The sequence below is a fragment of the Flavobacterium algicola genome (genome assembly GCF_022399565.1).
Classification (GTDB): Bacteria; Bacteroidota; Bacteroidia; order Flavobacteriales; family Flavobacteriaceae; genus Flavobacterium; species Flavobacterium algicola.
On the sequence record NZ_JAJTUT010000003.1, the window covers coordinates 18,518 to 32,758 of the forward strand.

Below are 14,241 nucleotides of genomic sequence, written 5' to 3' on the forward strand. Positions count from 1 at the left end.
ACTGCGGTCTATTCATGTTAAAAAATACTATCAATTCTTTTCAGTATTTCTCAATTAATTAAATTCAAAGAACATTCATGTTTGAAATTTCTGCATTAAAACAGATGAAGCTTTCTGAGCTTCAAGAAATCGCAAAAGCGGCTAAGACTATAAAATTTAATGGCGTTAAAAAAGAAACGTTAATCGGTCTTATATTAGAGCAACAAAAACCTGCCAAAAATAACGTTGATCTAGCTTCTGAGCCTAAAGCAGAAGTGACAGAAGTAAATAATGAGGATGACGACAAGCCTAAAAGAGCTCGAATTGTTCCAGCTAAGAAGACACCTACTCATAAAAATGCACCAAAAGTTGTAGCTGAAGCTAAAGTTTCTGACACTGAGGAAAGTGTGGAGTCTACTGATGTAGAGGTAAAAGAAGTTAGAACGTCTACTCCTCCTCCAGCAGAAGAGCAAGTTGATACTGAAACGAAAGGACCTAAAATTGTAAAGTTTAGCAAATCAGCTTATGAAAGGAAGATTGCCAGCAAGAAAGAGAAAGACAGTGCACCAGCGGCCAGAAAAGAAAAAGATACAGTAGTTGATTCTACAACAGCTGAAGCACCAGAAACGGTTCCTCCAGCAAAGAAAATAAACCCAAATCAACTCAATAAACAAAATCAGAATCAAAATCCTAATTTTAAAGCTAAGAAGAACAACTTCAGAGATGCAGATTTTGAATTTGACGGAATTATAGAAAGTGAAGGAGTACTAGAAATGATGCCTGATGGTTATGGTTTCTTACGCTCTTCTGATTATAATTATTTGGCTTCACCAGATGATATTTATTTATCAACCTCACAAATCAGATTGTTTGGTCTGAAAACGGGAGATACCGTAAAAGGAGTGGTAAGACCTCCAAAAGAAGGTGAAAAATTCTTCCCTTTGGTGCGTGTTCTTAAAATTAACGGTCATGATCCACAAGTAGTAAGAGATAGAGTTTCATTCGAACATCTTACACCTGTTTTTCCTTCAGAAAAATTTAAATTAGCGGAAAGAGAAAGTACAATTTCAACGCGTATTATTGATTTGTTCTCTCCAATTGGAAAAGGACAGCGTGGTATGATTGTAGCCCAACCTAAGACGGGTAAAACAATGCTACTAAAAGAAATTGCAAACGCAATTGCTGCCAATCATCCAGAAGTTTACTTAATTGTTTTATTAATAGATGAGCGTCCAGAAGAGGTGACAGATATGCAACGTAGTGTGCGTGGTGAAGTTATTGCTTCCACTTTTGATAGAGAACCTCAAGAACATGTGAAAATTGCTAATATCGTACTTGAAAAAGCGAAGAGGTTAGTTGAATGTGGTCATGATGTTGTAATTCTACTAGATTCTATTACTCGTTTGGCTCGTGCTTATAATACTGTACAACCAGCTTCCGGAAAAGTATTAAGTGGAGGTGTAGATGCTAATGCATTACAAAAACCAAAACGTTTCTTTGGTGCTGCGCGTAATGTCGAAAACGGTGGTTCATTAAGTATAATAGCAACTGCTTTGACAGAGACAGGTTCTAAAATGGACGAAGTTATCTTTGAGGAATTTAAGGGTACTGGAAATATGGAATTACAATTGGATCGTAAAATTGCAAATAAACGTATTTTTCCTGCGATTGACTTGACTTCTTCTAGTACAAGGAGAGACGATTTACTCCTAGATGAGAATACCCTTCAAAGAATGTGGATTATGCGTAAATACCTTGCTGATATGAATCCTGTAGAGGCAATGAGCTTTATAAATGATCGATTTAGAAAAACTAGAAATAATGAGGAATTCTTAATCTCAATGAACGACTAAGATATATATTCTTTTCTAAAATAAAAATGCCCTCAACTAGTTGTATAGTTGAGGGCATTTTTTATATCTAAATTTTAACGTGTCTGTAATTATGCGAATGTAGTATTTACAGCATTCTCTATTTGAATTCTAGCCATATCAAATACTTTATCACCGTTTGAAATGTCCCAACCAATCGACAGTTCTGTACAAGCAATTAAAATATGACTTTTTAGAGAGTATTTTGCGATAATTTCATTATACATTTTTAGAGATTCATCATCCTCTGTTTGGTTGTAAATGTTTCTACGTACCTCATCAATGAACTCGCATTCATTGGGTGTGGGGTGCAAAACTTCAATACCTTCCTCATTTAGTTTATTCTTGAGATACAAACCTTCCATAGTGTACATAGAACCTATTAAAACAATATTTTTAATTTTTTGACTTTTCAATTTGGCAATTGTAAGTGCTACAGGATGTGTTATTGTTTTGTCGTTAACAATATTGTCGACAGTTTCATGTAATGTAATATTGGGAACCAATATGGTTGCTATTTCTAGTTTTACAAGTTCAGACAAATATCCATCCACCAATTCTTCAAGTTCTGGGGATGTAGTTGGTAACAGATTATTAATGATTTCGAAATTAGTGTTAATCATCTTTAAGGGACAAGTGTAGCACTCTTTTAAATCATAATAATGACGATTTAGTTCTTCTATGTAAAATAAAGTCGTACGAATTCCAAGACCTAGAATTCCAATTGATTTAGTACTCATTAGACGCGTTCTAAAATATAATTAGCGAAATATTTTTTACTATCTGTAATTTTATCTTTAATGACAAAAGCTGTGTTTGTAATGATCTTTTTCAAGATTTCATCATTGTACTTTCTTGAAATTTCGGTTAGAATCTTTTCTCCTTTTGAGAAATTGAAAGTACGGTTAAGTTTCTTTATAAAAACTTCTTGATTTTTTTTACTCACCAGAAAACTTGTAGCTATTCCTTCCTTTTCATCATATTCTGGCTGATGTTTAAAATCGTAAATTGCAAAATCAGCTTCTAGCTCAGTATTTATTCGTTCTAATAAATTGAGATTAAATGCTGCAGTAACTCCTTGGTTGTCATTATAGGCAGGTAATACAACACTAGCTGGTTTGATTAAATCGACACCTAGGAATAATTTGTCCCCAAATGCCAAAGTTTGACTTAAATTATTAATGAAATTAGAAGCTATATCATCACTCATATTTCCAATATTTGAACCAAGAAATAGTATGATTTTCGGATGTTGATTTTCCTTCAATGATTCCAATACCTCAAAGTAATCACCTTGCTTCGTTTTTACAGATACTTGTGGCATCGTAACACTTAAATCCAGTTCCAATTGATCTAAGGCATTTTGCGAAATATCTATAGGTAAATAATCAAAACTATAGTTTCCTGCAACAAGCTGGCTTAATAGCTCTTTTGTTTTTGTACCATCACCAGCTCCCAATTCAATTAATTCAAAATATTGATCTGGGTCTAAATTAAGTGATTTGATTATCGAATAACTTTTCTCTTTAAAAATTTCATGCTCAGAACGAGTAACATAGTATTCTGGTAAATGCATGATTTTTACAAATAAATCATCTCCTTTTTTATTATAGAAGTATTTTGACGGTAATGATTTATTAGTGTCGCTTAGACCTTCATTCACTTCCGCTTGGAACTGCTCTAACATGTTTGCAGGAGATTCAATATTCTTTAAAGTGGCTATTTCTTTCATAGGTATTGGTATAAAATTTAGTTCAGCTAAAATAATTCTTGACTCCAACAAAATTGTTACACAATTTTGGAATAATGTTTTGATATATAAATGTTATTATAAAAACATATACATTAAATATTTCAAATTTATTCAGATTCTATTTGTTTTAAATCCTCTAACATTGTTGGTATAAGTTCGCTCACGGTTGGGTGTATATGAACAGCATTTTTAATAACAGTATATGGTTGTTTTGCATACATCATATTAGTTATGCCACTTATGATCTCGTCTCCACCAACTCCAAGAACGCAAGCACCTAAAAATAATTTAGTGTCTGCATCTATGACTACTTCCATAAACCCTAATGTTTCACCTTTTTCTTTTGCTCTACCTATTTCCGACATTTTTTTATGGCCAACTAGTAAGTTAAAACCCTTTTTTTGGGCTTCTTTTTTTGTCATTCCAACTCTACCAAGTGGTGGGTCAATAAATAACCCGTAAGTGGTAATACGGTCACTGATTTTTTTACTTTTCTGTTTAAGTAAAAAATCTTCGACAATCTGAAAGTCATTATAAGAGGTGTGTGTAAAAGCTCCTTTACCATTGCAATCTCCAATCGCAAAAACGCCTTCTATATTAGTGCTACAATAATCATCAACTTCGATATATCCTTTATCATTTAAGTTGATCTCTGTTTTGTCTAAATGAAGCGTATCGTTGTTGGGTATTCTACCTGTTGCTAATAAGATATGAGATCCAGTAATTTTCTTCCCATTATGTGATACAATGATTTGACCTTTGTCGTTTTGTGTGACAGTATTATCTTTTGCATCTAAAACTATTTCAATCTGTTCGAGTTTTAAAATTTCAGCAACAGCATCGCTAACCGATTCATCTTCATTTCCGATAAGCTTTGTATTGTGTTCGATTATGGTTACTTGGCTACCAAACCTTCTAAACATTTGTCCAAACTCCAAGCCGATATAGCTACCGCCCATTACAATTAAATGTTCTGGAATTTCGGTAATTTCTAAAATGGTTTCATTGGTATGATAGCAAATTTCATTATACATAGATGGTATTCTTGCTCGTGCACCTACATTTATAAAGATTTTGTTGCCTTTGTATTTTTCTCCATCGACTTCTAATTCAAAATTATTTAGAAAATGAGCTTCTCCTCTTATTAAAGTAATATTTTTATTTTCTTCGAATGATTTAGTAATTCCATTACGAGAAGTATGCACTAATGAATCTTTTCGATCTTTAATTTTCTGAAGATTTGCCTTTGCAGGTTTTTGAATCTCAATACCGAGATCGTCACCATGATGAGCATCCCACATTCTTCGTGCACTTGCAACGTATGCTTTTGTTGGAGTACATCCATCATTGACACAAGTTCCTCCAACGTGTTTTTTTTCGATAATTGCTACAGTGCCATGTTTCGCTAGACTAAATGCTAGTGGAACTCCTGCTTGTCCGCTACCAATAATTATATAATCAAAATGTTTCATAAAGCGTTTTTTAATTCTTACTAAATCTCAATAGTACTCATAGAAATTATTTTGCCAATCGAAGACCACAAAATTGCCAACGCATATCAGGATGGAAAAAATTTCGATATGTATTTCGGCTGTGATTATCAGCAGTAGCAATAGAGGCGCCTCTTAGGACTATTTGGTTTACCATAAATTTACCGTTGTATTCTCCTAATGCACCACTGGCCTTGCTAAATTGCGGATAGGGCAGGTAGGCACTATTTGTCCATTCCCAAAGTTTACCCCAATTAAATTGATTGCTTGCTATTTCCCATTCAAACTCAGTGGGTAAACGCATTCCCTTCCATGCAGCATAAGCAAATGCTTCGTAATAGCTCAGATGCATTACTGGTAAATCAGAATCCAAGACTTTCAAACCGTCAAATGTATAGTGTTTCCATTCTTGCTCTTCTTGTAGCCAGTATAGTGGGGCATTAACTTCATTATCGTTGACCCATTTCCAACCTTCGTCATGCCAGAAATTAAAATCAGAATATCCGCCACTATTTATAAATTCTAAATACTCTCTATTAGTAACAAGTCTATTCGCTATTTCAAAATCACAAATGTAGACCTTATGCCTTCCTAGTTCATTATCAAAACAAAAAGAGGAAGCGCTATGGCCAATTTCATATACCCCTTCTTCAATCTTTAAAAAATTAGAATCTTCCGTCTCTGCTTCCAAAACTAAGTGGTTGCCGTAAATGGGAAAGGTAGGCTGCATTCCTAAAATATATTTGATATCGTAAATTAACAGTTCTTGGTGTTGCTCTTCGTGATTCATACCAATTTCGATCACATCAATTATTTCTTTAGATAATTCCGTCTTAAAAAATAAGGTCATTGCAGTTGTTACATATTTTCGGTAGTCATAAATATCACCAACACTAGGTCTTGTCATCAAACCTCTTCCAGCTCGTTGAACCCTAGTTCCAATTGTATTGTAGTAGCTGTTGAATAAATAGGAAAATTGAGTATTGAATACCGTATAATTTGGATCATACTTAGTTAAAACAAACTCTTCCCAAAACCAGGTAGAATGGGCTAAATGCCATTTGGGAGGTGATGCAAATTCAGAAGGTTGTACAGAATAATCTTCAATTAATAAAGGTTTACAAATTGATTCTGATTTCAATCTTAAACATAAAAATTTTTCTGATAAATTTATTGAAGGGATAGTCGGCATAATTTCAATTTAATATATTGGCACACAAATTTTGCAATTTCAACTAAATCTAATTGATGCAATCAGTTTTATAATTAGTCTGAATATACTAAATATTTTTCTAACGGCGGAATTTATGTATTGAAATTATGTTTTGTAGATACTACAGTTGCTCTATTAAACATAAAATGAAGAGCCCGATACAAAATCGGACTCTTCATTTTATGTGAATTTAAAATTTAAGAAAATCTGCAGTTTGAATGCAGAATCCTTTCTATAGCTAAATTATTCTCGTTTTGCTTTTCTTTCGAGCAAAGCCATGTAAAACCCATCAAAACCAGATTCTGACGCTAGAATTTTATCATCTTTTATAAATGTAAATTCTTTACCAATATCGGTTGCTAAGAAACGCTCCACTTGTTCTTGGTTTTCAGATGGCAAAATTGAACAGGTAGCATATACTAATTTTCCACCTGGTTTTACAATTTTAGAGTAACTTTCTAAAACCTCTGCTTGTATCTTACGAATATTATCAATGAATTCTGGTTGCAATTTCCATTTAGCATCGGGATTACGTTTTAAAACTCCTAATCCGCTACATGGAGCATCAATCAATACACGGTCTGCTTTCTCGTGAAGACGTTTAATGATTTTTGTACTGTCGATAATGCGGTATTCGATATTAAATGCACCATCACGTTTTGCTCTTAACTTCAACTGCTTCAATTTGCTTTCGTACAAATCCATAGCAATCAATTGCCCTTTGTTTTCCATTAAAGCTGCAATGTGCAACGTTTTTCCACCTGCACCTGCACAAGTATCGACCACTCTCATTCCTGGCTTTACGTCAAGGTAAGCAGCTACTAATTGTGAATTAGCATCTTGAACTTCAAAAAATCCTTGCTTGAAAACATCTGTCATAAATACATTGGCTCTTTCTTTAAGTACCAAAGCATCAGGTTGTTTTTCTAAGGTTTCTGTATCAATATCTAAGTCCATCAAAATGGCTCGTAAATTTTCTTTGGTAGTTTTAAGCGTATTTGTTCTCAAAATTACTTTTGCTGGTTGGTTTTGAGCAGTAATTTCTTTCGCCCAAACTTCTTCACCAAGTTCTTTTACACAAACTTCATCCATCCAATCCGGAATAGATTCTTTTATAGCGCGTGTTTTTGATAATTCATCAAATCGTCCTTTTATCTTTCTTTCAGGAGTTCCTTCCAACTGACGCCAGTCTGGAATAGGATATCCTCTTAAAACTGCCCATACAGAGAACATTCTCCATAAATTATCACGGTCAAAAGGTTCTTTTACTTCTGCAACTTCTGCGTATAGTCTTTTCCAACGAACGACTTCGTATATGGTTTCGGCTACGAATTTTCTATCCGAACTGCCCCAACGTTTGTCTTTTTTTAAAGCTCTTGCAACCACTTTATCTGCATATTCTCCCTCGTTAAAGATGGCATTTAAAGAATCAATTGTGGTGTAAACTAAATTTCTGTGTAATCTCATTTTAAATAATTGAGCTGCAAAGGTACTATTAATTGATTTGAAAGTTTAATATTAAATTCATGAAAATCAATAAATTCTTAATGGAACAAAAAAAAACACCGTTTTTGTAAAGAACGGTGTTTTTGAGTGTTATGTTTCTGGTGTTACTCTACGCGGGTTAGTCCTATAAGTTCAGGCGGATGAAGTACCATCGGGAACTTCTCTATTTTCACAGAACTACTGTCTAATCCAAATGCTCTTTCTTCAGATAAGCTTAGTTTTTTGATAACGAAGTAGGAGTTCATTACAATTTTTTCATACCATCTTAAATCGCTGTCGTTGGATAGAAACTTTTCTGATAGTACAAATTTAAAATCACCTAAGATGTTATTTTTGTTTAATGATTCGTACCTGCTTGTAATGTCAACTTCCCCTTTCTTAACCATGTCCTTAATTACCTCTTTGAACATCAAATTTATTTTAGTAGGTTCTCTAAATCCTAGATTGAAATCTATTCGATACAAATCATCCTTTAAAATTTCGGTCACGCGGTATTCCGTTTTGTATGGTTCTGTCAAAATGTTAACATGAACAAACCAATATATATCAGCTCTCTTTGGTCTTTTTTGTAAAATTGAGTACATCACTTTCTCCTCTATTTCGTCAGAGCGATTAGCATTGGTCATATAAACCAAATGAGTCGCGTATTTAGGAATGGTAAGGTCGACGCTCAGTTCTTGAAGAACTTTTTTGTAGTCATCAATTTTTACAATTTTGGTGTAACTTTTATTAATTTTCTTGGCCAAATACCAAGTAGTCATGATAGAGATAAGAACCATCGCGATAATTAATGTCACATATCCACCATCAGCAAACTTAGTAACATTGGCAACAAGGAAACTTAATTCGATCATTGCATAAATTGTAATTAATGGTACCATCAAATACAGTTTTACACGTTTCATAATTAAGTAAAAATTAAGCAGTATAGTAGTCATGATCATACAAAGGATAATTGCTAATCCATATGCGTGTTCCATATTACTTGACTCTTCAAAATGGAGTACTATACCCACGCAACCAAAAAACAATAACCAGTTGATTGACGGAATGTATAATTGTCCTTTAAGTTCAGTAGGATATTTAATTTTCACCTTAGGCCAGAAGTTCAGTCGCATGGCTTCGTTTATTAAAGTAAACGAACCGGTAATTAAGGCTTGCGATGCGATCACAGCTGCAAGAGTAGCAATCACTATTCCAAATGGCTGGAACCAATCTGCCATGATAAGGTAAAAAGGGTTTCCATTTTGCCCTCCCAACGATTGCAGAGTTTGCCCTTCGTGATGTATCAAATAAGCACCTTGTCCAAAATAATTTAGCAGTAAAGTTGATTTAACAAAAATCCAACTAATACGTATATTTTTTCTTCCGCAATGCCCCATGTCAGAGTAAAGTGCTTCGGCGCCTGTAGTACATAGAAATACCAATCCCAATACAAAGAAACCTTCGGGGTGAATACTGAGCAGGTGGTAGGCGTAGTATGGATTAAAAGCTTTGACAACTTCTGGGTGTTTTGCAATTTGTATGACTCCAAGTATTCCCAACATACTAAACCAAATTAGCATCATGGGAGCAAAAAATTTACCAACTAATTTTGTTCCAAATTGCTGGATGGAAAACAATACAAATAGAATTCCTATTACAATTGGTACAGTGTTTATCTCAGGATTAAATGTTTTTATTCCTTCGACTGCAGAGGAGACTGAAATAGGTGGAGTTATAATTCCGTCTGCTAGTAATGCGCTTCCACCTATTATGGCGGGAACGATTAACCACTTTATTTTTGTTTTTTTTACTAATGCATATAAAGCAAAGATCCCACCTTCTCCATGATTGTCCGCACTAAGAGTAATTAATACGTATTTTATGGTTGTTTGTAGAGTCAATGTCCAAAAAACGGCAGAGATACCACCCAATACTACATCGGGATCAATTGCGTGATCTCCCAAAATGGCTTTCATTACATATAACGGTGATGTTCCTATATCGCCATATATAATTCCTAACGTTATTAATAAACCCCCTAATGTCAATTTAGAATGTAAATCTTTGTGAGATGTGCTCATGTAGTATTTTTAATAAACAGGTCAAATTTACTCTTTTTAAATAAATTAGGTTAAATAATATCGAAAAAAGCACAAAAAAAGCACAGTATGTTAAACTGTGCTTTTGGATGAAATAATATAGATTGAAAAACTAACCTCTTCTATTACTATTCGAATTTGAGTTTGAATTTCGACTGTTGTTGTCTGACTTTTGAGTGGTATTTTGTCTAGTTGAACTTTGGTTTGATCCACTGCTTTGTCTTGAACTTTGTGTTGCTTGTGGTCTTGCAGTTCTAGTAGTTGCAGTTCTATCTTGGCTCGATGTAGTACTTCTCGCAGTTGCACTTCTATTTTGAGAATAATCTCTAGTGGTTGTAGCCTTTTGTGGTGATCCTGTACTATTTGATGACTGAGTTCTGTTTTGAGAGTAGTTTCTCGAACTTGTTGCTTGTTGGGGTGTTGACGAACTCCTAGTCGCGCTAGTTCTGTTTTGAGAATAATTTCTATTATTTGATGACTGTTGAGGTGTTGATGAACTTCTTGCTGTACTCGTTCTGTTTTGAGAGTAGTTTCTAGAATTTACTGAGTTCTGAGGGTTAGATGTGCTTCTGCTTTGAGAATAATTTCTTGAACGTGTAGCATTAACACCAGTAGAACCATTTCTATAACGATCACTTTCATTTCGAGAGGTATAACTTCTACTTCTTCTCTGATCGAGATCATGTCGATTGGTTATACTTGAATTACGACTTGAGAAATTATAATTAGGATGCAATCTTTCGTAACCATTTGATCTTCTAGAATTGTATAATACTGCAGCATAGCTACTTCTTCTATTGTTTACGTAGTTATAGCTATTTTTGAAATTAATAGAGATTTGTATATTAGAGCGGTATCTATAGCTTGGATATGGATTCCATGCATGAAAATAACTTGGATACGAATTCCAGTAATGGCTTGAAATATAAGGGCGATAGTTACTTACATAGAAAGAGGAGTAAATCAATGGAGCGCTATAATAAATGGGTTCGTAAATATAGTTAGGACCATATATGTATTCGTTACCAACAAATTGAATTTGAACTTTGTTGTATCCGTCTCTCTCTACGTCGATAGTTGCTACATCTTGATATACGTCACGATCTATTACCGATTGAATTATAATTAAATGAGTATTTCTATCCACTGTTTCGATTACTCTCAAATAATCTACTTGATTGTCGTAGTTTAAATCAAGATTTGAAATCTGAATTTCAGGATCATTTATTTTTCGTTCAAAATCTTCGAGATTCCTAGAATCACCAAAAAGGGAAGCTACTGCTCTTAAATCTAAGTTATCACTTATTTCGTTATTCATTGCACTAACGCTACCATATTGAGCTTGCATTTGAAAAGCAAAAAAGGAAGTTAGTATGCTTGCTATTATTAGTTTAGTTTTCATAATCGGAGAATTTAGTCGTTCTTAATAGGTAGTATCCAATTACTGTGCCAAGAAGTATTTCACTAAAGTTCTCGCGTAAGTGATAAGCAAAAAAATATGCTCATTTATAAATTGTATTGATTTATAAATGAGCATATTGTTGTCTGAATATTGCTTATTTTTTTGAGTTTTTTTCTTTGTACTGCTGAAGTAATTTTCGACTAAAGTCTTCTTCTGCTCTTTTTAATTTTAAGATTTTTACATTAGGTAAAAATCGTTTTAAATTGCTCATTAAATTTTTGCGAAGTTGGTATAATTCTTCATCAGTTGTTTCAATCTGTCTTAATAAAACGCTTGCTTCTTTCTCTGTCATTTTATCTAGTAGATTGCCTTTCATTTGATTTCGATAGGTTTTTTGTTTTTTATGTCTAATTTCAAACTGCTTATCATCATATGAATTGTAGATTGGCCAGAATTTTTCCGCTTCAGTACCCGTTAAATTTAGTTCTGAATTATAGAAAGTGACTTTCAATTGCTTTATTTGATTTCGTTTTTCTTTCATATCGTCCTGAGCAAAACAGGTAAAAGAAACGAATAACAGCATTAATAATATCTTTTGTAATTTCATGTGATTCTTTTAATTTGTGTTTGACGAGTTTTCAACCATATCACCATCAACAGCTACTTCTTGTCTTAGAGCATCAATGTCTTCTTCATCTAATAAATTAATGATATCGTATTGGCTTACGTTAGATTGGTAAGTAAGATAATTTTCTATCGAGCTGTTATCCAATTCTGTAGTTTTTGTTGCAGAAGTGAAAAGTTGTGGCAATAGCAGTGCTATCATAAAAACTGCCGCTACTAAGAAGATAATACTTTTTTTCCTTTGAAAAATAGAAAGTACTTTAACTTCTTTTTCAGGAATTTGCAGCATTACCTTTTCTGATAGGGTGTCAAAATAGTTGTCAGGGGTTTTAAAACCACTAGCTATTTTTTGGGTTGTATCTAATTTAAATTCTTTCATGATGTTATTTAGACTATAAATAGAGTCAAAGGTTTAATTAGTTGTAACAAAAGCTTCAATTTTTTTTACGGCATGATGGTAAGATGCTTTTAAAGCGCCTACCGAGGTTCCTAAAATTTCTGATATTTCCTCATATTTTAACTCCTCAAAGTACTTCATCTTAAAAACCAGTTGTTGTTTTTCGGGTAAAGTTACTATGGCTTGCTGTAATTTTATTTGTATTTCGTCACCGTCAAAATAGCTGTCAGATTTTAAATTATCAATTGCTTTATTTTGTAATGCTTCTGATGAGATACCACTTTTCTTTGCTTTTTGGTTCAAAAAAGTAAGTGCTTCATTTGTGGCTATTCGATACATCCAAGAGAATAATTTACTATCACCTTTAAAATTCTTCAAATGCTGAAAAACTTTTACAAAAGTATTTTGAAGAACATCGTCGGTGTCATCATGATTCAAAACAATATTTCGAATATGATTATAAAGTGGTTTTTGATATTCAGACAAGAGCTTTTGAAACGCCTCATTTTGCGTTTTAGGATTCAGTAATCGTTCAATAAATTCTTTTTCTTCAAGCAAAATAGTAGTGATTCAGTTTTGTATAATCTTTAGTTTTAAAATTCAAAGTCCTCGTCGTTAGCTGTTGGTTCAGCTGCTTTTGATGGCTCTGTTTTTTTAACTTCTACTTTTTTTGTTTCTATCTTTTTTGTTTCTGCTTTTTTAGTAGCAGTAGTGGTAGGCTGTGATTGTGTTTTTTCAGTTGCTGGTTTTGGTACTGTCTTTACCTTGGTCACTGGCTTAGCCTCGGTCACTTCTTCGTCAATTTCTGTGGCTTCATGCGCTGGAATTGTTTGTCTCACATTGGGAACCGCAGGGGCAACGTAGGATTGAAACAATGGAATGTAAATTTCAGTTACCCACTTAGACGGATTTTTCACATCTTCTCTATTAGTAGTAAACAATTCGATATGAGAAATAGTTGGATCTACTTTTAATTCATTTTTCCTCACGTAAGCCAATGCTTTATCATATGCCTTTTTAGCATGAATGTAGTCACCGGTTAGTGTTGTCTTTACTGCTTCCATTCCTTCTAATTTTCCAGATAGAATATCACTTCCAGGGCTTATGAATATTTCGGTGTCAATAGGAACACAAATAGAAACTTTTGCAATGTTGCTGACTAAGTCGTAGCTATGATAAATTATAAATGGTTTCCCGTTCACTGAAATTCCATTTTCTACACAGAAATCGTTTATTTTTGGCGTCACTATTTTAGCATTTTTATGCACCTTCGCTATTTCGCTATTAAAGGTTTGCGCCAAATAATAAATAACAGGTCTTTTTACAACACCATTTTCTTTTAAATCAAAAGTATTAATTTCGAAATCAAGCGCTTTATCAAGATTGTCTAAACTTTTTTCATACATTTTGCCTACGATTGCATCTGGACCACCTTTTAAAGCCGAATAGATTTTAAACATAAAAGACATATGACCTTTTGTACTCCAAGTTACTTTTGTACCTCCTATGGTGTCTTTAAGTTTCCAGTAAACATTAGATGGGCTGTCATTATAGTTCATTTTTTGAGAGATACTATCACTTTCTTTTACAAAAAGGGTAGTCATAGTACCATTTCCATCTTCTCCATCCCATGAATAAGTAGCTCCTACGCCGCTTGTTATTTGACCATATTCAAATTTCATCTCTGGATCTTCTTGTGCCCACGCTCCAAAATCTTCCCAGTTTTTATAGTCGTTTATATAGTTGTAAACAGATGATTTTGAAGCGTTAATGATTTTGCTTCTTACTATATAATACTCGCCCTTTTGGGTAGCAATAAAGATCGATAAAGCGACCAAACTTAGCAGAATTAATAAAAATATATATTTTAAAATGCGCATAATGTTCTGATTGAAATGAGTTGTAAAGTTATATATTTTATT

Annotated in this window: 12 protein-coding genes; 1 reads left to right on the forward strand and 11 read right to left on the reverse strand. The window is 33.5% G+C overall.

Translation table 11 applies throughout. From position 1 onward, the window contains the following. Positions 1 to 77: 77 nt before the first annotated feature. On the forward strand, positions 78 to 1,832 hold the full coding sequence (rho, locus tag LXH21_RS11185) for a transcription termination factor Rho (protein WP_239865821.1): 1,755 nt from the start codon (positions 78 to 80) through the stop codon (positions 1,830 to 1,832). Between the two features lie 89 nt (positions 1,833 to 1,921). Here rho and LXH21_RS11190 read toward each other — a convergent pair whose 3' ends face one another. From LXH21_RS11190 to LXH21_RS11240, 11 genes are all read right to left on the reverse strand, one after another. Continuing rightward, complete coding sequence (locus tag LXH21_RS11190) at positions 1,922 to 2,590, reverse strand: aspartate/glutamate racemase family protein (RefSeq protein WP_239865823.1); 669 nt, start codon at positions 2,588 to 2,590, stop codon at positions 1,922 to 1,924. Then, positions 2,590 to 3,582: an L-histidine N(alpha)-methyltransferase gene (locus tag LXH21_RS11195; RefSeq protein ID WP_239865825.1), complete on the reverse strand. Its 993-nt coding sequence runs from the start codon at positions 3,580 to 3,582 to the stop codon at positions 2,590 to 2,592. Before LXH21_RS11195 ends, LXH21_RS11190 begins: the two co-directional genes overlap by 1 nt. Before the next feature lie 128 nt (positions 3,583 to 3,710). Then, positions 3,711 to 5,075 (reverse strand): mercuric reductase, encoded by a 1,365-nt coding sequence (locus LXH21_RS11200; RefSeq protein WP_239865834.1) that lies wholly within the window; start codon positions 5,073 to 5,075, stop codon positions 3,711 to 3,713. Positions 5,076 to 5,121: 46 nt separating this feature from the next. Beyond that, entirely contained in the window at positions 5,122 to 6,285 is a 1,164-nt protein-coding gene (gene egtB, locus LXH21_RS11205) for an ergothioneine biosynthesis protein EgtB (RefSeq protein ID WP_239865836.1), read from the reverse strand. Positions 6,286 to 6,549: 264 nt separating this feature from the next. After that, entirely contained in the window at positions 6,550 to 7,773 is a 1,224-nt protein-coding gene (locus tag LXH21_RS11210; protein ID WP_239865838.1) for an RsmB/NOP family class I SAM-dependent RNA methyltransferase, read from the reverse strand. A 143-nt stretch (positions 7,774 to 7,916) separates the two neighbouring features. Next, complete coding sequence (locus LXH21_RS11215; protein WP_239865839.1) at positions 7,917 to 9,878, reverse strand: KUP/HAK/KT family potassium transporter; 1,962 nt, start codon at positions 9,876 to 9,878, stop codon at positions 7,917 to 7,919. 130 nt (positions 9,879 to 10,008) lie between these two features. Next, positions 10,009 to 11,298, reverse strand: a complete 1,290-nt coding sequence (locus LXH21_RS11220; RefSeq protein ID WP_239865840.1) for a hypothetical protein — start codon at positions 11,296 to 11,298, stop codon at positions 10,009 to 10,011. Positions 11,299 to 11,452: 154 nt separating this feature from the next. Continuing rightward, positions 11,453 to 11,905, reverse strand: coding sequence for a sensor of ECF-type sigma factor (locus LXH21_RS11225; protein WP_239865841.1), 453 nt, complete (start codon positions 11,903 to 11,905; stop codon positions 11,453 to 11,455). 9 nt (positions 11,906 to 11,914) lie between these two features. Further along, complete coding sequence (locus LXH21_RS11230) at positions 11,915 to 12,301, reverse strand: hypothetical protein (protein ID WP_239865843.1); 387 nt, start codon at positions 12,299 to 12,301, stop codon at positions 11,915 to 11,917. A gap of 33 nt (positions 12,302 to 12,334) precedes the next feature. Next, positions 12,335 to 12,877, reverse strand: coding sequence for an RNA polymerase sigma factor (locus tag LXH21_RS11235; RefSeq protein WP_239865845.1), 543 nt, complete (start codon positions 12,875 to 12,877; stop codon positions 12,335 to 12,337). A 35-nt stretch (positions 12,878 to 12,912) separates the two neighbouring features. After that, positions 12,913 to 14,199 (reverse strand): SRPBCC family protein, encoded by a 1,287-nt coding sequence (locus LXH21_RS11240; RefSeq protein WP_239865847.1) that lies wholly within the window; start codon positions 14,197 to 14,199, stop codon positions 12,913 to 12,915. Positions 14,200 to 14,241 lie beyond the last annotated feature (42 nt).